This is a genomic window from Pontibacter sp. MBLB2868 (genome assembly GCF_051904785.1).
Classification (GTDB): domain Bacteria; phylum Bacteroidota; class Bacteroidia; order Cytophagales; family Hymenobacteraceae; genus Pontibacter.
Map to the genome: position 1 here is coordinate 1,470,776 of NZ_CP196710.1, position 18,264 is coordinate 1,489,039.

13 protein-coding genes and 1 tRNA gene are annotated in these 18,264 nt (G+C 45.2%); 6 read left to right on the forward strand and 8 right to left on the reverse strand.

Annotated features, from left to right (window positions below):
- The first annotated feature begins 36 nt into the window (after positions 1–36).
- Positions 37–402: a nuclear transport factor 2 family protein gene (locus ACSX1A_RS06320; protein ID WP_439882779.1), complete on the forward strand. Its 366-nt coding sequence runs from the start codon at positions 37–39 to the stop codon at positions 400–402.
- A gap of 255 nt (positions 403–657) precedes the next feature.
- Here the strand turns inward: ACSX1A_RS06320 and ACSX1A_RS06325 are convergent, their stop codons facing one another.
- The gene (locus ACSX1A_RS06325) at positions 658–1,386 is read right to left on the reverse strand and encodes a LytR/AlgR family response regulator transcription factor (RefSeq protein WP_439882780.1); all 729 of its coding nucleotides are present in this window, start codon (positions 1,384–1,386) and stop codon (positions 658–660) included.
- Positions 1,355–2,395 (reverse strand): sensor histidine kinase, encoded by a 1,041-nt coding sequence (locus tag ACSX1A_RS06330; protein ID WP_439882781.1) that lies wholly within the window; start codon positions 2,393–2,395, stop codon positions 1,355–1,357. The genes ACSX1A_RS06325 and ACSX1A_RS06330 overlap by 32 nt, the downstream gene beginning before the upstream one ends.
- A gap of 252 nt (positions 2,396–2,647) precedes the next feature.
- On the opposite strand from ACSX1A_RS06330, the gene ACSX1A_RS06335 reads away from it, so the two are divergent.
- Both ACSX1A_RS06335 and ACSX1A_RS06340 read left to right on the forward strand, forming a co-directional pair.
- Positions 2,648–3,568: an ABC transporter ATP-binding protein gene (locus ACSX1A_RS06335; RefSeq protein ID WP_439882782.1), complete on the forward strand. Its 921-nt coding sequence runs from the start codon at positions 2,648–2,650 to the stop codon at positions 3,566–3,568.
- The gene (locus ACSX1A_RS06340; protein ID WP_439882783.1) at positions 3,565–7,155 is read left to right on the forward strand and encodes an ABC transporter permease/M1 family aminopeptidase; all 3,591 of its coding nucleotides are present in this window, start codon (positions 3,565–3,567) and stop codon (positions 7,153–7,155) included. Before ACSX1A_RS06335 ends, ACSX1A_RS06340 begins: the two co-directional genes overlap by 4 nt.
- Positions 7,156–7,232: 77 nt before the next feature.
- Here ACSX1A_RS06340 and ACSX1A_RS06345 read toward each other — a convergent pair whose 3' ends face one another.
- Complete coding sequence (locus tag ACSX1A_RS06345; RefSeq protein ID WP_439882784.1) at positions 7,233–8,828, reverse strand: hypothetical protein; 1,596 nt, start codon at positions 8,826–8,828, stop codon at positions 7,233–7,235.
- Between the two features lie 297 nt (positions 8,829–9,125).
- Here ACSX1A_RS06345 and ACSX1A_RS06350 point away from each other — a divergent pair, with 297 nt between their 5' ends.
- The gene (locus tag ACSX1A_RS06350) at positions 9,126–10,970 is read left to right on the forward strand and encodes a cystathionine beta-synthase (protein ID WP_439882785.1); all 1,845 of its coding nucleotides are present in this window, start codon (positions 9,126–9,128) and stop codon (positions 10,968–10,970) included.
- Positions 10,971–11,532: 562 nt separating this feature from the next.
- Here ACSX1A_RS06350 and ACSX1A_RS06355 read toward each other — a convergent pair.
- The 4 genes from ACSX1A_RS06355 to ACSX1A_RS06370 form a co-directional block, all read right to left on the reverse strand.
- Positions 11,533–11,724: a cold-shock protein gene (locus ACSX1A_RS06355; protein ID WP_439882786.1), complete on the reverse strand. Its 192-nt coding sequence runs from the start codon at positions 11,722–11,724 to the stop codon at positions 11,533–11,535.
- Positions 11,725–11,986: 262 nt separating this feature from the next.
- Positions 11,987–13,996: an OmpA family protein gene (locus ACSX1A_RS06360; protein ID WP_439882787.1), complete on the reverse strand. Its 2,010-nt coding sequence runs from the start codon at positions 13,994–13,996 to the stop codon at positions 11,987–11,989.
- 11 nt (positions 13,997–14,007) lie between these two features.
- The gene (locus tag ACSX1A_RS06365; RefSeq protein ID WP_439882788.1) at positions 14,008–15,414 is read right to left on the reverse strand and encodes an ice-binding family protein; all 1,407 of its coding nucleotides are present in this window, start codon (positions 15,412–15,414) and stop codon (positions 14,008–14,010) included.
- A gap of 182 nt (positions 15,415–15,596) precedes the next feature.
- Positions 15,597–16,151, reverse strand: coding sequence for a hypothetical protein (locus ACSX1A_RS06370; RefSeq protein WP_439882789.1), 555 nt, complete (start codon positions 16,149–16,151; stop codon positions 15,597–15,599).
- Between the two features lie 651 nt (positions 16,152–16,802).
- Here ACSX1A_RS06370 and ACSX1A_RS06375 point away from each other — a divergent pair.
- Both ACSX1A_RS06375 and ACSX1A_RS06380 read left to right on the forward strand, forming a co-directional pair.
- Positions 16,803–17,123 carry an outer membrane beta-barrel protein gene (locus ACSX1A_RS06375; RefSeq protein WP_439883538.1) on the forward strand — a complete coding sequence of 107 codons (321 nt, stop codon included), beginning with the start codon at positions 16,803–16,805 and terminating at the stop codon, positions 17,121–17,123.
- Between the two features lie 41 nt (positions 17,124–17,164).
- The gene (locus ACSX1A_RS06380) at positions 17,165–17,758 is read left to right on the forward strand and encodes an outer membrane beta-barrel protein (RefSeq protein ID WP_439882790.1); all 594 of its coding nucleotides are present in this window, start codon (positions 17,165–17,167) and stop codon (positions 17,756–17,758) included.
- Positions 17,759–18,169: 411 nt separating this feature from the next.
- On the opposite strand, the gene ACSX1A_RS06385 is transcribed toward ACSX1A_RS06380, so the two are convergent.
- Positions 18,170–18,241 (reverse strand) — tRNA-Glu (locus tag ACSX1A_RS06385).
- Positions 18,242–18,264 lie beyond the last annotated feature (23 nt).

Sequence of the window (18,264 nt, forward strand, 5' to 3'; positions counted from 1 at the left end):
CGTTCCTGCTGCTTAATTTAGATTATGAGTAATATTATGAGTAATAATATTATGCGAACTCCCAGACAAGTGCTTGAAGACCATCTTGAAAAATCAAAACAAGGAACCGTAGAAGAAGACCTGAAGCTAAACTTTTCAGAAGATGTTGTGATGCTGACTACTTTCGGTGTTTACAGAGGGCACGAAGGTATGAGAAAGCTGGCCAAGCTCCTGTGGGAGCAGCTGCCAGATATGACATTTACGTATGAAAATTTTCAGGTAGAAGGGGAGGTCGGCTTTCTGGAGTGGACGGCAGACTCGAAACATACCGCCGTCAGGGATGGGGCTGACTCCTATGTGGTGCGCGATGGCCTGATCGTGGCGCAAACCATACACTACACCGTCGTTAAGAAGGATCAGTAACGACTTATTCTGCTTTGCAGACTCTTCTAATAAACAGTTTAAGTCAATGCGTTTTGTTTTAGTAATTACCATGCAGGGCTGGCATCTGATGATTCGCGTTATCATCTGTGCTAGCAGCAGGTAGCTATACTTTGTTATACTGTTTTCAGAGGATTAACTGAAAGTATCGTACAACCTATGCTTTATCACTAGGATATGGTTATTTAAGAAAAGTGTTTGCAATAAAGAATACTTAACAGACCTTTTCCAGGTATACTAAACCCCTTTTAATTTACTATAAAAACTCTCACTATAGCTATCGCTGATAGGTATAACAGTTTCCCCTATCCATATCCTGTTTTTTTCTATGTGATCTATCTTTTCGATGGCTACCAGGAATGATCTGTGAACACGTGCAAAATTATGAGGGGGGAGCAATTCTTCTAATTTAGCGAAACTCATAAGTGTCATGATTTTTTCCTGAGAAGTATGGATACGCAGATAATCTTTCATGCCTTCCACAAACAGCATATCCTTAATAGCAACCTTCTGTATGCGGTGGCCCACCTTTAAAAAAATATACTCCTGTTCATGCTTTGGCTCTGCTTTTACAACCTCCTTTATCTCTGGTTGTTGTCTGCTGCTTTGTTCCTGGTACAGGCGCAGCACCCCCTTGTAGAACCTTTCGAATGAAAAAGGCTTTACCAGGTAATCCTTCACTTCCAGGTCAAATGCCTTTAGAGCATAATGGTCATAGGCTGTAGTTAAAATGATCATAGGTTTTAACTTAAGCATCGGAATGAAGCTGAGACCATCCAGGTCCGGCATATTGATGTCGAGGAAAAGCAGGTCTGGTTTGTCTATTTCCAGTTGTGCGGCTGCTTCCAGGGGGCTCATAAAGGTGCCTTTCAGTTCCAGGAACGGTACTTTGGCTATATACTCTTCCAGTATTTCCTGGGCCAGATGCTCGTCGTCAATTATATAACAGCTGAGTTTCTCCTTCATGTACCTGTGTCTGTAGATTGAAGATCTTTAAAGTAATGCAAAATACCTCGCCGGTGCTGTTAATTTCTAATACGTGCTGGCCTGGGTATAGCAGTTGGAGCCTTTTCCTGACATTTGGCAGGCCTATGCCACCGGGGCCTTCCAGGGCGTTTGTCGGTTTATGGCCTATTGGGTTTTGTATACTGAAGGTAAGGGTATTTTCTTTTACCGCCACGCGAACTTTTATATCTCCTGGCTCTAGTCGGGCAGGGCTGTGTTTGTAGGCGTTTTCCAGCAAGTGTATGAATAGTAGCGGAGCAATGGCACAGTTCGTAATATCGCCCTCTTTTTCCAGGTCCACTACAGGGCTCTTTTTATACCGGAGTTGCTGCAGGCTTATATAATCCTGCACGTATACCATCTCCCTCGAAAGCGGAACCGTAACCGCATTCGACTCATAGATCATGTAGCGCATCAGGGAGGATAGGCCAAGTACAGCCTCAGGTGCTTTTGGCGCCTGTTTATAAACTAAAGTATGGATGTTGTTGAGGGTATTGAACAGGAAGTGCGGATTAATTTGGGATTTCAGGTAATAAAGTTCTGACTCAAAGGCTTGTTTCTCCAACTGCTCTTTCCTAATTGTATTTAGCACAAGGTTTTCTGTAATTCTGGCCAGCCAGCTAAGGAAAATAAAAATCGGCACCGCTGTGATGAGTGACATGCTATAGTTATCCAGTAGCTGTTCCCAGTTATTTGTTTTGCTATATTGGATAACTACAAATAGAATAGGCCCGGTTAAGAAAACGGCTGATAACTTAAGAAAATAAGCCCTTTTTTTATTCTTACCTAAATAGCGTGTCAGGAGCAGAAAATGGCTGTAAAAAACATACAGACAGGTAAGTATGAATCCAATAGCTACAGTTTGCCAATGGGAGGTTCGATCAGAATTTAACTGGATACTTATCAGCAGGCTGAACAGCAACCACAGCACAACGTGGATCAGCCTAAATACCCTTTTAATTCGATTCATAGAACAAAGTTATTTTTTCTTGCCATTCTATAACCACCTTCTCGACCATTGCCTTATCCCAATCTATGAAATGTAAAATAGAGCCTGCAAGTGATTTAGTGGTAGCAAAGCAGCCTTTGGTCGATTACATTTCCCTGACAGCATATCAGTTTTTGCTTTCTGTTTAAGTACCTGTTCCTTGTTGATGTAAATTAACTAAAGGTAGCGATTTAGCTGCTTCCGCAAATTCTATCAACCCTTAAAACAGGAACTATGGAAAATCTGAAGCCAAGTTTATCTATCCGGAATGTCTCTAAAACCTACGCTAATGGTGTGCAGGCTTTAAAGAACATAACGCTTACTATTCCCAATGGTATGTATGGGTTACTGGGGCCGAACGGGGCAGGCAAATCCACGCTCATGCGCATGCTGGCCACACTACAGGAGCCGGATGAAGGAAGTATAAAACTTGGTGCTATAGACGTGCTTTACCAGAAAGAGGAGGTGCGCCAAACCTTAGGTTATCTGCCGCAGGAATTTGGTGTTTACCCAAAGGCTACCGCAGAGGAGCTGCTGGACTATTTCGCGGTTTTAAAGGGGATTACCACACGCGCGGCCCGCAAAGAAGTAATAGAAAGTCTTCTGAAGCAAACAAACCTCTGGGACAAGCGCAAGCAGAAGCTAGGCGGTTTTTCCGGGGGCATGAAGCAGCGTTTTGGTGTGGCCGTTGCGCTGCTGGGTAACCCAAAGCTGCTGATCGTGGACGAACCAACGGCTGGTCTGGACCCGGCAGAGCGCGTGCGTTTTATGAATCTCTTAAGCGAATTAGGGGAAAACAGCGTGGTTATACTTTCCACCCACATAGTTGAAGATGTATCAGAGCTATGCACTAACATGGCTATTATCAACAAAGGGGAAATATTGCTGGAGGCACAGCCCCAACAGGCTGTTGCAGCGCTGAAAGGCAGGGTCTGGCGCAAGTTAACCGAGAAAAGTGCTCTTCCAGAATTGGAGCAGGAACACCAGGTTATTTCGGCTAAACTCCTGAGTGGGCGCACCATGGTGCACATTTACAGCCCGGAAACCCCCGGCAGCGATTTTGAACTGGTAGAACCTGACCTGGAGGATGTATACTTCAGTACCATGACGGGTAATTACGTGCAACCGCAGAGAGTGGAGGAGGTGCTGGTATGAAGTTCCTGAAGATTTTTCGATTCGAATTTACCTATCAGGTACGCAGTATATCTGTCTGGCTATACTTTGTAGTGGTAGCGGTCCTCTCTTACCTATGGATGATAGGCAATTACCTTTATGATGCACGGGACGGTTATTTTTTACTCAATGCGCCGAGTGTTATCGCAACTGTGACAGTCTTAAGTAATCTCTTCTGGCTTTTATTTGGGGCTTCAGTGGCAGGCGATGCAGCAGCCCGGGATGTTCATACGCGGATGTTTGCGCTTACCTATACTGCTCCAGCCAGTAAATTGGAGTACTTGGGAGGTAGGTTTCTGGCTGCTTTCTCCATCAATATGATGCTCATGCTCGCCATACCCTTGGGCACTTTTATCTCTCTGAATTTTTCCGGGGTTGAGGCTGAAATTCTGGGTCCTGCTCGCGTGGCATCCTATCTGACCTCCATTTTCTACATCATATTACCAAACGTTTTTGTGGTTACCGCAATCCAGTTTTCCCTAGCGGCAGTTACGCGCAGCGCTATGGCAAGCTATCTGGGCGGTGCCATACTTTTTGCGGCTGCGTTTGTCCTAGAATTGCTTTCTCAAGACGCCGGGGAGTGGCGAAATATGATAGACCCTATAGGTTTTACCCTGATTATGGGGCATCAATCGGATTGGAGCCTGTTGGAGCGGAATACGCGTCTGATTCTGTTGGAGGGCCCGTTTCTTGTTAATCGCTTGCTGTGGCTGAGTATTGCAATGGGCATGCTAGGGCTTACCTATGCTAGATTTCATTTCAAAGTACCGGAAGAAGGTCAAAAAAAGAAGCAGGCTATACAGCCAAGTTCAGGGTTTGCGGGCCTGGAGTGGCTGAAAAACAGAAAAGTGATAGCCTTACCGCCAGTCAGCGGAACATTCGGTTTTGCCACGCACCTACGCCAGCTGCGCCTCATCGCCTGGAAATCCTTTCTGCAGCTCGCCAAAAGCAAAGCGGGACTTGTTCTTTTGGCTGCTTTGGCCTTAATGGTGACGCTGGCAATGGAAGGTAACCTGAAGGCCAAAGGGGTGCCGATGTTACGCCGAACCGATTATGTCCTGAATTACCTGACGGCCCCTCTAACAGATCCGAAAAGCTTCTGGATCATACTTGTGATGCTTATTGTTTTTTATGCCGGGGAGCTGGTGTGGCGGGAACGGGAAGCCGGCCTGAGCGAGATAGCTAATGCAGCACCGGTGCCGGAGTGGGTGCTTTTCCTGGGCAGGTTCCTGGCGCTTAGCCTGCTAATGGTGGTGTGGCTGGTATTTTTGATGGCTGCAGGAGTGATGGGACAGATAAGTATGGGCTGGGCAAATGTAGATATCGGTTTATACTTGCAGGTACTTTTCGGGCTGCAATTAGTGGAGTGCCTGCTTTTTGCCTTGTTGGCGCTGTTGGTACATGTATTGATAAACCAGAAATTTGTAGGCCATCTGGTGGCATCAATTGCTTACGGACTAATCGCCTTTGCTGCTAGTCTGGGTGTTGAGCATAAGTTGCTTGTTTATAGTTCCAGTCCGGCATGGACTTATACGGATATGGCAGGCTTTGGAACCTCCCTTGCACCATGGTTCTGGTTTAAGCTTTATTGGCTAGTGTGGGCGCTGTTGCTTGCTATGGTAGCGAAGTTGTTTTGGGTGCGTAGTCGCGATGTAAGTATAACATCCCGCTTACGCCTGGCCCGTCTTCGCTTTACCCGACAAACGGCCTTGGTGGCTTTAGCGGCAGGAGGGAGTGTTTTTGTGATGGGCAGCTTTATATTCTATAACACCAATTTCCTGCATACCTACACGCCAAGCACTGAGGCAGTAGCGCAACGCGCGCAGTATGAACAGCTTTACGGGAAGTATGCCGGAATTCAGCAGCCACAACTGACAAGCACGAACCTGAAAGTAGAGATTTATCCTGAGCAGGGTGAGGTGGAAATTAAAGGAACATATCTTTTAGTGAACAAGACAAACTCACCGATTGATTCTGTCCATGTAACTCCTGCCACAGAAACCGTGACAACAGCAATAACTTTTGACAGGCCTGCTACACAGGTGCTCGCAAATGAGGAACTTGACTACCTTATTTATACTTTAAGTAAACCATTACAAACCGGCGACTCTGTAAGGCTAACTTTTGAGGTGCGCTTTAAATCAAAAGGTTTTTCCAATAAAGGAGCCGATAGCTATGTGATGGCAAACGGTACCAACTTCCGTAACTATGAATGGCTGCCTGCCATTGGCTACCAACCCTTCCGGGAGGTGGATGAGGCTGGTGCCCGGAAAAAGTATGGACTTGCCCCACGGCCAGCAACTTCTTCCCTTTACAATAAAAAAGCGCGCCTATATGCACCTTTCCCTGAGCATGTTGCCTTTGAGGCTGTTGTAGGCACAGAGAAAGACCAGGTTATAGTGGCGCCCGGAAGATTATTGAAGACCTGGACGAAAGGTATCCGCCGCTACTTTCATTACACTACCGATGCGCCTATCCGGAATGAGTATAACTTCTTTTCGGCCAACTATGCAGTACATAAAGGCAAGTGGAAAGACGTGGATATTGAGATTTATTACGACCCGGGGCAAACAGAGAACCTGGAGCGCATGGTGCAAAGCATACAGGCCTCTTTGGAGTACTATACCCAACAGTTTGGTCCATACCCACAGCAGCAAATTCGTTTCGTGTCGCATCCCGGGTATAGCTTTGGTAACCATGCCGCACCCATTAATATTACCGCCGAGGAGGGATTCTTCCTTTTGAATCCTAAGGCAGATCCGCGGGGGTTTGATTTGGTTACGGCGGTAGTGGCACATGAAGTGGCGCACCAATGGTGGGGCAATCAGATAAAACCGGCACAGGTTGAGGGAGGGGGACTACTTTCCGAGAGCCTTGCCTGGTACTCTGCGATGGGCGCCCTGGAGGAGAAGTATGGACCCGAGCATCTCAGTCGGCTCCTGAGCTTCCTGCGGGAGGAGAATGAAAATCCGCGTACCCGCGCTTCTTCTCCGCTGCTGCAGGCCACAGACCCTTACCAGTATTACCGGAAGGGACCTTTTGCCCTATATGGTCTGAGCCAGTACATTGGTAGGGAAAAGGTGGATGCCGCGCTAAGAGGTTTACTCGAAAAGCACAGACTAGGATCCTCTCCTGTGCCAGCCACCAGCCTTGATCTTTACCGGGAGTTGAAGGCAGCAACGCCGGACACGCTCCAATACCTGCTGCACGATCTTTTTGAAAAAAACACTTTTTGGGAGCTTAAAATGGAGCGGGCCACGGCAGAGAAGACAGCAGCAGGCGATTGGCAGGTGACGCTTGAGGTACAGGCACGTAAAGTGGTGGTGGATAAAATTGGTGTAGAAACCGTGGTGCCGATGAAGGATTGGATAGAGATTGGTGTTTTCGCTCCCGCAAAAGAGGGTGAAAAACTAGGTAAGCCGCTCTACCTGCAGAAGCACCGCATCGGCTCCGGAAAGCAGAAGATCACGGTGAGGGTGCCGCGTAAACCGTCTCGCGTAGGTGTTGAACCAAACAACCTGCTGATTGACTGGGAGATGGATGATAACTTTAAAGATTTGAAATTGTAGCGATATAAAATGAAATCAGCAGATGTAGGACCAGGTGTGCCAATTAAATAGTTAGATAAGGTATAGATGTGTCACGATTATGGTTTGTCAAGGAACAAAGCCAGGTGCTGGATGACGGTTTTTTTCTCCAAACCACCAGCCAGCGCGCCAGTAGTTACACCTACCGTGCTGATGAAGGCTGCCAGACGCAATTTGTCTGAAAGTCCCACCACAGGTTTGTCCAACGTAGGCCAGGTGCTGATGAGGTCCTCCGGGAAAACATGTAGTTCTATGATCATCATCAGCCCGCCTACCATCAGGAAAAGCCCAAAGCAGGCCAGGAGGATGCTTAGGAAGATGACGACATTGGCTATTGCCTGATGTTCCGTTAGCACGTTTTTCTCCTTCCTGGGAAGAAACAGGGATTGTATCTTGATCAGGTAAAAAGAAGCCCCCAATATACTGGCCGCCGCAAAGAAAGCCGTGGTCCTGTTTCCCATGTTGAGCCCTACATCCCAAATCTCTGCCGTAAAGATCAGCAGCAGGCTGGGGGCTACCGCCGCTGTGGCAAGCCCCGGAAGCGACAAGGGCAGCAGGATCGCCCAGTTGCGCAGTAGCGGGATAAGAACCGCCTTTGGATGTTTAGCGGCCATGATCAGGTGAAAAATGAAGCCTTCCAGGGCAGTGCCCCCGTGAAGCTCCCTTTCCGGCAGATACTTCACATTCTTCTTAAGCTGTGTGCGTTCCTGATCTTTATAACCGGGCGGAGATTCTCTTCTCTCCCGGAAAGAGTAGGGAGCCATTACACCTCCTTTTTCTCCTCCCATATGCTGCAGTCCGCTGATGTGCCCGAGCAAGTGCAGCAGGAGGGTAGCGGCATTTACCCGTACTGAAGGGGCATCCAGGGTGCGTACAGGTTTTCCTCTGGATGTTGTGGTAAGCCGCTGGGTAGAAATCACAGCAGTATAGGTAACTGGTGAGGCAAGTCCTGCTTCTATTCTGTCCTTGCGGGAGATAAGCGTGACATCTGTCACCACCACCACGATATCATATGGGCCTTCGGTCATCCGCATGGTGGCCGCACCCAGGAAATCGGAGGGCTCCCTTGTCCTGTCGGATGTCAGGGCTATCGGCTCCACCAGGTGGAAAGACCATGGGATTCCGGTGGAAACAGTCATCTCCGGCTGCACATCAAGTACCAGCTGCTGCAGAAACGGTTGCATTTCCTCGGGTGTGATGGCAGGGCTATAGGCAAGCAGTACCCCTACATGCATCTCTGCATCCGGGTTTATACCTTGCGCACTTTTTAGCTCACTCAAAAAACGTTTAGATGAAGTAAGGCCTCTGACAAAGGTGGTTGTAGTGGCAACACGGCTAAGTTGTAACACCCTAATTGCCCGAAGTAGGCGGAATGCCCGGAAGGCAGGAATGAAGAGTGCCAGTATTGTCAGCCAGTTTTTTTTCGTGTAAGTTATTTTGTTGGCGGAAAGCACTAGTTTGATTAAAAACTCCACCACAAAAAGAATCCATATCAGAATCACCAGCTTTTCCTGAAAGGGTGACAACCCTCTCGCCAGCTCAATAATAAAAAGGTACAACCACACAATTGAGAGCAGGAACATTGGCCCTTCCAGCCAGGCCTCAAGCTTATAGAGTATGCGGAATTTTTTTTGCTGAGTGTTCTCTTTGGTCATACTGACTGAAACTTGGTGAAAGGAATACAGCGGCCGCTGCAGGCTTTGCACATGGCATAAAGGCTTCCTGTTATTCCTGCTATACCTTAAGTCAGGATACTTTGTTAGGATTGAGTAAGCAGGAGCATCTTTGGCTCCCTCTACTGGTGCGGGGAGTATATCAACACGCTAATAATTGTGGCAATTACCGCATATTCATGCTTAGCCAAGTTGTTAGAGTTACTGTAAAAAATGTCTTTAAGACTTTTAATTTTTAACTTAGCAATTTATTTGAACAGCCTATCAAAGAATAAAATCATGAAAGACAATAAAGTGCTAAAATATATTGATGACGTTTTAGAGAATATGCCAACAGACTGGTTGAGGCTAACAACCCATCGTCTGGATATATATAATGAAGAATTGGCCAAAACGCAATTCTTAGAGCAGTTTGAAAACCTCTTTAAAAACAATAATGCTGAAACATCAGCGCTCAGTAAGTTACCCACTGCTTTCGATTATATTCGGTTAGGTCATCCATTATCTTCAATACTCGAATGGGCAATTGCTAAGTTGAATGATCTAAAGCCGGAAAATGTAATTAGTTTTTCATCAAAAACGATTCCTGTTTTAGCTGTCCTAAGAAAAAACCTGCTGGATCATAAAAACACACAGATTCTTTATACCGGAGAATTACCGGAATCTTTTGATGCTGAAATATTAAAGCGTGTTTACGGCTATAAATTTGACTTAAAGCATGTTGAGAAAACAGAAGAGATTTCCGCTTTTAACGGCAGTACAGTTTTCATTTCACAAGAAGTTGAAATTGGTCATGCTGACCTCACCTCTAACATTGATTTCTTTATCAGTGTTCACCCTCATTTGGGAAGCGTTTTACTAGTAAATGGTGAACAGAATGAAGGTTACATCTCAGAAATTCAGCATGTGCGAAGAAGAGAAACAATTGCTATGACGCCAGCCAATTGTTATTCGGCCTTGCAGATGCTAATTGGTAAGCCTTCTTTTAATAACGAGAGGGGAGATGTAGAAGCAAACAAAGCACAGGTTCAGGATTCAATCAAGAAAATTACCGGTACCACCACGAAAGCGCTAATTGGTTCTTCCGGACTCTCTATGCAATATGCGATTATGATGGGTCTCGTTCACGATGCCCTGGAAAATCACAAAGGAAAGGACATTAAGTTTATTGTTCCTCCGAATTGCTATGGTGGAACAAATGACCAGGCAAGACGGGTAGCTGCCTGTATTGACAATGTTGAAGTTGTGGATTTACCGGTTGACGGGGATAATGATATGGTTCAAAGTATTGATACAGTGTTGGAGAAAATTGCCAATCAGGATGCTGTGCCTTACATAATCGCTGAAATACCTACAAATCCAAGGGTCGAGGTACCGGATCTTGCAAAATTAAGGGATGTTCTAAGTAAAGCACGTAAGACAGCAACCGGTGAAGTTGCTATCGATCCGGTATTTATCTTAGATCAAACGTTTTGTCCTAATGTACAATTCGTAAGTGAAGACGGGATACTCTCAGCGATAAGGACCATTTCATATGTTAGCGGATCGAAGTTTCCGAGCGGCGGAAAAGCTACTGCCGGCTACTGTGTAGCAAACACAAAAGCAGCAGCCTTGCTGGGGAAAACAGAAAAGCATCTTATACTCTGCGACAACGAGGCGACAGATCTTCAAGTTGAAATATTAGCCCAACAGTTACCCTCAATGAACCAGAGAATACAAGATGCCTATAAAAATACGCGTGAGTTTGTAAACTTTATCAAGGATACTTTACCAGATGCGAAGATTAATTTCGTTTCTGAAGAATTAGCAAAAGAAGGTTTTACTCCATCCGTATTTTCACTGGATCTTCCTACAAAGGGGAATACGGATGAGGAAAGAGAAGCTTATAAACGATCATTAAATCAAAAACTGATCGATATGATGATCACCGAAATTCCGAACGAAAGCAAGTATTGTGTAAGCTACGGGCAGCTGAAGGGATGTTATTGGACGATACCTGCAACATCTACACAGGGAACTACCAAAGAAGCCGACAAAGATTACATTGCCCGTGTAGCACTATCTCCTGATATGGATCTTGAACTCCATAAAAAAGTATTTTTAGATTTTGTAGAGCAAATCTAAATCTGGTGGGGCGGAGTATGTTTTTCAGAATGAAATCCAAAAGGAGAGAAGCTTCACTTACCTCATGTACCAGACAGTTAGTAAAGCATGACATGTGAAAGTAAGCCTCTTAGGGTTAAAAAAACTGTTGTGGCATCTGGGTTAGTATCGAAGTGATATGAAAAGGACTTCAGCTTTAGCTGAAGTCCTTTTTTTGTAGACCGAGGGATGGAATTATCGTACTATTTCCACAGGGATTTGGAGGCGTTAGTAAGTTATACAGGTGACTGCTTCCATAACTGTATGTAGCACCAGTTTCATTGTGCATTAGTTCGCGCTCATAGTAAACCTGGTTTTTATCCAAGGTGTTAAAAGATTCTGATTGCTCGGTACCCAATCCAGTACCTTTTTAATTGCGATGCATATGTACTCATAGGTTAAGGTAACTACTAAATATTTTCTCTTCCTCTTTAGAGTTTAAGGTTTATAGTTATTAGAGTGCTGTGATGGCAGTTATTGCTATAACTACCAAAAAAAAAGCCTTACCGGAGGTAAGGCTTTTTCAGAAATCTATAGCTTAAAACTACGCGCGTTTTACGTTCACAGCGTTTAGTCCTTTTCTTCCTTCCTGAAGATCGAAGCTTACTTCGTCGTTCTCTCTGATCTCATCTACAAGGCCAGAAGCATGTACAAAGTATTCCTGATCTGAATTTGTTTCTTTAATAAATCCGAATCCTTTTTCGTCATTAAAGAATTTTACTGTTCCGTTATTCATATTGTGTTTTTTATTATATACCTACTACATATCTGCAGGTATATGCGTTCATTATTTTCTGCAATATACAATAAATAAATTACAAAATAAGTATTATGTTGCCTGTTGCAGGCTTTTATTTCAATAGTTAAGTTATTATTTCCGTCATCCGCTTCCATAAACGGGCTGATTTTAAGTATATATGATCATGCTAAGGCGACCTAAAAAGAAAAAAGCTGCCCATAGATACAGGCAGCTTTTTAACTTATGAATAAACGGAGTCTTATTTCCCGGGGATGATGTCGATGATAACCGTACGGTTATAAAAGCGCTCTTCGGGATATTTGTTGTTGAATGGTGCCAGTTTCTGGTCTTCGCCAAATCCATGCACTTCAAAGGTCACATCTTTTCTGCCTGCTTTCGCAAGGCTGTTCTCGATGATCCCTTTCACATCATTAGCACGAGCCAGCGACAGGTTTTTGTTGTTGGTATCGTCACCGATATTGTCAGTGTAACCGTGTATAATCACCTTACTATTCTTCGGTATCTTGGGAGTAACAATTTCGGTCAGGTATTTCTCGTAAGTAGTTATCGCTTTAGAGTCATTGAACTCATAGAGCACACTATAACGCTGGCCTTCTTCGTCTTTTGCCGGTGTCCAGAGCACCATGTTCACCGTAGTTTCTTTCTTCTCTATGGTGCCATCTTCTTTGGTGCCCAGCATCGTTACCAGGTACGTGCCTTTAGGGCGTGTTCCTAAGATGACTTTGCCAGGTATACTTACAGTTTCCTGCATGTATGGTCCGAAATTCTGAACGATGCCTTTGTCATCTGTCATGTTCATAGACCATGAAGTATAAGCTTTATCTGAACCGGCAGATGTAAAGGTTACATAACTATCAAGCGGAGCTTCTTGTATTGCTGAGATCACTACAGGTTTCAAGGCAGCTTCAGGACCACTCTGGAATTCCATCAACAACGCTGGTGCATTACTTTCTATAGACACACGACGGTCACCTTCACGAAGCAGTTCCAGTTCTTTGGTTCCACCCGGCTGCTCCGAAGGCAGTTTTGGCTTGTTACGTCCTTCTATAGCGATGCGCGAAGCATTGATACCAAACGTATTTACAAGGTAGCTTTTCACAGTTTCAGCCATTACTTTACCTTCCTGCGGACCTTTCTCTGATGAACCAACCAGGGTTATAGTTGCCGATGGATTTTTGCCCAAACGGTCACCTAAAATGTTCAGTACATTATAATATACTTTCATTTCACGATCAGAGCGGCCAGCTAATGTTTTAGGAGTAAATACTTCTAATTGATCTTCTTTGAAATCTTTTACCTGGTCTTTCTCAAGCAGCACATAACGATCCGGAATGGCTGTAGAACCCTGGTTAAAGAAAACATAGTTACGAAGCGGGAAGGTCTCTCTTACTCTGCGGTCTGCCGCAATGTTGGTTGGCGAGTTAACCGAAAACGTTACCTCGTGGGCAGCTATAGTTGCGTTTGGTTTTCCGCGTCCGAATTTAAAGGCAGCACCAACTCTAAGCGTGTTTACGGTCATGGTTTCGATGCTGCGTGGCGACTGGCCGAAGTATGGCTGGTACGTTACAAACGGAGAAAGTATAACCTGTGTGCGGTTGTCCTGGGAAGCAAGTGGAATGTCGTAACCAGCACCCACCTGCATCGAAAGTAGTCTTTCTTTTACATCACTCAGGTCTCCTTTTACAGCAGGGCTTTTTTCCTGATCTGAGTTAGCTGGGTTAACGCCTTGGTCGTAGGTAAATTCTTTCTTTACATTAAACGCCAGTCTCGGGCCACCCATCAGGTAAAATCCTGAGGCTTTAAAAGGAGCAAAGCGCAGGCTAGGCTCAACTGTAATGTAACTCAGTTTAGTGCTTAAATCTGCAGGGCAGTCGCAGGCAGTGGTTTGCTGGTCAAATTCACCTCTGCGGCTATCGTAACCTGTTTGCAGCATCAGTCCCCATCTTGATTCCGGGCGACGATACTCTATAAGCGGCGCTGCAAAAAGACCTACTCCGTTGCCTTCATGATAAGTTACCGGCGGCGTAAGCTGAGAGTTTAACTTATGAGTAGAGCCGTTATAAAAGTTAAAGTTTGCACCTGCTGCTGCACCAAACCACCACGATGGTTTAGTGAACGGAGCATCCTGAGCCTGGGCCGGAGCCTGTATTCCTGTAAAGATAACAGTGCTAAGAACTATAGTTTTGAGCGCAAGCTTAGAGGCAGACCACGCTGTGCGCGATCCGGTATTGTTATTTTTGATTGTCATGTTAGTGTTGATTAAGGCTTCTCGATGATGTTTGTGTTGGTCATTACTACCGAGCCATTTCTGGCGAGCATTCTACCTGTTGCTTTAGCACCTGAGTTCAAGGTGATAGAGGTAAGGGCAAGTACGTTTCCTTTAAAGGAAGTACCGTCGCCTATAGTTGCTGAGCTGCCAGTTTGCCAGAAGATATTTTTAGCCTGTGCTCCGCCAGTAAGTATAATGTTACCGCCTGCGCCACCAACTGTTGTAAAGTCCGATGCTATCTGGAATATCCATACTGCATTCGGGTCTCCTTTTGCATCCAGTGTTAAGTCACCGGCCTGTACTAATAAAGTGGAAGTAGATTTGTAGATGCCGGGTGCGAGTGTTTTACCACCCTGGTCGCCGGCTACGGTAGCTGGTGCCGGAGAAGATGCTCCTTCCGCAAAAAGATAAGCTTCCAACAAATCCTGCTTTGCTTGTAGCAGCATAGCAGATGTTCCGGCAGGCGCACTATCATCTGAGGCATAAATGGCGCCGTTCACAACTATAGCTGGCGGAAAACCGGTTACCGAAGAGCGAACACCCGGTGTTATACCTACATCCAGGTTACGGATCTCGCTGAAGCCTGCGTTGTTGCTGATGCCTACACCAGCAAAGATACCGAAACGACCAACCGATTTAAGATCTACACCCATTCCTGGCGAACCTGGTTGCGTGTTATTGATACCAGTTGTAAATGTCCACTCATAGTTACCAGCTAAAGGAGCATTGTTTGTGCTCTTCGCATCAGTAGTTATAGTTGCAGTATAAGTTGTGTTTGCTGCCAGATCATTTTCAGTGGTAAATTTAGCTGTAGTACCAGTATAACTTATGTTGCCGGCTATAGTTGTTGTACCTGTTTTTAATGTAAATGAAGTGGCTGTGAACGTTGAAGGAATCATTGCTTCGCTGAAACCAGCACTGATAACTATATTTCTGGCTACACCAGTTGCGAGGTTAACAGGGTTTGTTAAAACTACTCTTGGTGTTGAAGGAGATATGGTAGTAAAGGTCCAGACATATTCTGTTTGGAGTGCGTTACCCATCACATCTTTTACTGAAGTAGCTACTCTGCCTGTGTAGGTAGTGGCATATTCCAGTTCGTTTTCAGGTACAAAAGTCAGTGTGTTGGTTTTAATATCGTAAGATATTGCACCTGGTACTTTTTCCGGGCCTGTTAAGCTGAAGGATGTCTGGGTGATGGTCTCAGGATTCATTGCCTCATTAAAGGTAACTGTAACATGAGAAGTGAGAGAAACCGGAGTAGCTCCGTTTTCAGGAGTGGTACTTAAAACAACGGGGCAAACCCCAAATTCTTCTATGAATGTATCTTCTTTACATCCGGCAATTACAACAACCGATGCAAGGGCAAGGGTTGTCACTAGTTTTTTTAATTTCAATTTGTGTTTGTTAATTTTCCGTTACTGGCGGATGCGTGCTTGTATATTAAGCACGGCAGTTTTTGAAGTTGCAAAAGTGGGCTGATGAAACAGCAAAGTCACATTTGTGCAATAAAGTTAAGTTTGTAACTATAAAACCTGAATTGCTTGTTGCATTTACAGGTTGTAGAAATTGTAGGATATTAATGGATGGCGATGCCTATAGTTGATACACCTGTTGACAGGTCAAGAAATGCGCCTACTCTGTTGTTAAAGTGGTATTCTGTACCGATGTGAAGATCCAGGAATAAGGGGTTGCCTCTACGGTAGAAGTTTTTGTCGCCATCATATCTGTCATCCCAACGCGAGTTGATCAAAGCAAGCCCTAATGAGCCAGCCATATAAAAATCCCATTTGCTGTTTGCCTGAAGTATACGATCGAAGTAGTATGTTCCTTTAACACCGATTGGGATTATTGTTTCGCGGTAAGTATAATAGGTATTATTATCCTTGTAATAGTCTTTAGAGTAGGTTGAAAAACTGATGAATGGGGCAAGCGTAAAATCTTTCGCAACATCAAATTCATAGTTAACATTGATAACAGGTAAAGTGCTATTGGCATATTTATAATAACCACCGTAGCCGCCTATGCCTATACCTAAGTTTAACGTGCTGCCGTGTTTTTCCTGGGCAGTCGCGTTTAGCTGGAAAAAGCAGATAAATAGAATGGTTAACGTGATTGTAAATAATCTCTTCATATAATGGGTTTTAAAATTCTGTTAAGGGTGATTTTTATAGTTGCTGGTTTGCAATTGCATTACCTGCTACCTGTGTTCTGGAGTATATGTGGCGCAAACTATAGTTCCTGATCTTAGTTGTTCCTGAGATGCAGCAATACTGTAAGTTTAGCTAAGTATGAAATGTGTTGTAGATGGATGATCGGGAACCTGATCGGGAGAGCGATGATCTTAATAAGGGAAATCTGTATTAGCGCAGAACGTCTTTTTTGCTGGTTTGCTGGCAAGTGGTTGTTATGACTGGTAATGCTGATGCTTGGTGTTTCTGATTCAAACAGGGGCTTTTTAATATCCGTTACTGGCGGAAGCTGGGCTTTCTATAGTTCAGCTGTTTTTGATGTTACAAAGGTGGGGTTATTCAAACTGCCTTATGTTACACAGTAAATAAAGTTTGTTACATAAATCACATGTTTTCGAGGTTTGTCATGCGCTTTTGCTTCAGTTGCTTAAAAACGAAGAGGACAGTCCGGTAACTTTCTTTAAGTGGTTTGATAGATGGGCTACGCTGCTGTAATGTAGTTTATGAGCGATCTTAGTCAGGTTAAGTTCTTTGTATAAAAGTAGCTCTTTAACTCTCTCAACATCAACAACGGTTTCCAGACCGCCCCGGACATTGAGCAGAATTACTTTTATGTCTCCCCCAACCTCAATGTCAATTGGAAACAGTTTTACCTGAACTACAGCGTGAACCTTACAGAGCCAACTGCAGCCTATTTGCAGCCTGTTCTAGATAACACGAACCCGCTGTTTATAACCTATGGCAATCCGTCGCTGAGACCAACTGTTTCCAACGCCCTTAACATCAACTACAGGAAGTTCGATACCAAGAAGTCGATCAACTACAATGCTTATGTGTATGGGGCTGTCAGGAAAAACGCCATCACCAGGCCCGAACCATTGATGAGAATGGGGTGCAGACCACCAGGCCGGTGAACACGGACGGAAACTGTGATTTGAACGGCAGCGGACGCGTGATGAAGGACTTCAAGTATGATAAGAACAAGTTCTCCATTGGTGGCACAGTGCGTGTTTCCTATGGTCGGTCACTTGTTCTGCTCAACAGCACCCAAAGCTACAGCCAGACCTGGGGTTTCTATCCGGAGGTGGAGGGCCGGGTGAACCTGGATGACAAGCTGGAGATCAGCCAGTCGTTCACCCTGAACCACAGGCGCAGCACCTATGAGAACAACGCCTTTGATGAGCTACGAATCAACACCTGCACCTCCAAGTCAGAGATCGTGGTGCGCCTGCCGAAGAAACTGGTGTGGGAGGCGACCTTTGACTACTGGTACAACTCCAACACGGCGCCGGGCCTGCAGAAAAGCTACGTCAGGCTGAACGCCGGGCTAACGTTCCTGTTCATGAAGAATGACCGGGCCCAGCTGAAGCTTTCTGTCTACGATTTGCTGGACCAGAACATTACTGCCAGCAGGTACATCCGGGAGAACCTGATCGAGGACTACCAGACGGTGGCGCTCACCCGCTACGGCATGCTCACCTTCACCTACAACATCCGCAACTTCGGGGGTAAGGTGGGCGGCAGGCAAAACCCGCTCTTCTGGTTCTAGACCTAGGGAGTTCCTGCTGGATGATGGGAAATAGGCTCATTCTACATGTAAGCTGCCTGCTCATGTGCATCGGGAATGTAAAGGATCAAAGGTTCTCCTACGGTATCAAGGGTGGTCTACGTTCCATAATCAAACTTGAGCTGTTTTGCTTGAATCTGTCCAAGTCGCTTTTCAGGGGGAAAATAACCGCGGCCGCTACTTTAGAGTAGAGTAGAGTAGAGGCCGCATTTATATAAGCATCAGATGCAAGGGAGAGAAATAATTGTTGAGGAGCATTAAATTTGTCGGAAATGGAGGCTTATCGATTCCAAAGGGTGAACGGCTTTTTCGCCCTTTCCAGCGAGATACAGCGGTTTTTGGAGGCAAAAGAAAAAGGGAAAAGCAACTGTGATAGTCACTTTTCCCTTTCAGTAGCCCGTAGGGGAATCGAACCCCTGTTACCAGAATGAAAATCTGGCGTCCTAACCCCTAGACGAACGGGCCGTTCTGTCTAATTGTGGTGCAAA

Bases quoted from the DNA above. Each gene is read 5' to 3' on its own strand.
- ACSX1A_RS06335 (WP_439882782.1), top strand. From the start codon at position 2,648: ATGGAAAATCTGAAGCCAAGTTTATCTATCCGGAATGTCTCTAAAACC.
- ACSX1A_RS06325 (WP_439882780.1), bottom strand. From the start codon at position 1,386: ATGAAGGAGAAACTCAGCTGTTATATAATTGACGACGAGCATCTGGCC.
- ACSX1A_RS06320 (WP_439882779.1), top strand. From the start codon at position 37: ATGAGTAATAATATTATGCGAACTCCCAGACAAGTGCTTGAAGACCAT.
- ACSX1A_RS06355 (WP_439882786.1), bottom strand. From the start codon at position 11,724: ATGAATAACGGAACAGTAAAATTCTTTAATGACGAAAAAGGATTCGGA.
- ACSX1A_RS06340 (WP_439882783.1), top strand. From the start codon at position 3,565: ATGAAGTTCCTGAAGATTTTTCGATTCGAATTTACCTATCAGGTACGC.
- ACSX1A_RS06370 (WP_439882789.1), bottom strand. From the start codon at position 16,151: ATGAAGAGATTATTTACAATCACGTTAACCATTCTATTTATCTGCTTT.
- ACSX1A_RS06380 (WP_439882790.1), top strand. From the start codon at position 17,165: ATGAAGGACTTCAAGTATGATAAGAACAAGTTCTCCATTGGTGGCACA.
- ACSX1A_RS06345 (WP_439882784.1), bottom strand. From the start codon at position 8,828: ATGACCAAAGAGAACACTCAGCAAAAAAAATTCCGCATACTCTATAAG.
- ACSX1A_RS06360 (WP_439882787.1), bottom strand. From the start codon at position 13,996: ATGACAATCAAAAATAACAATACCGGATCGCGCACAGCGTGGTCTGCC.
- ACSX1A_RS06350 (WP_439882785.1), top strand. From the start codon at position 9,126: ATGAAAGACAATAAAGTGCTAAAATATATTGATGACGTTTTAGAGAAT.
- ACSX1A_RS06330 (WP_439882781.1), bottom strand. From the start codon at position 2,395: ATGAATCGAATTAAAAGGGTATTTAGGCTGATCCACGTTGTGCTGTGG.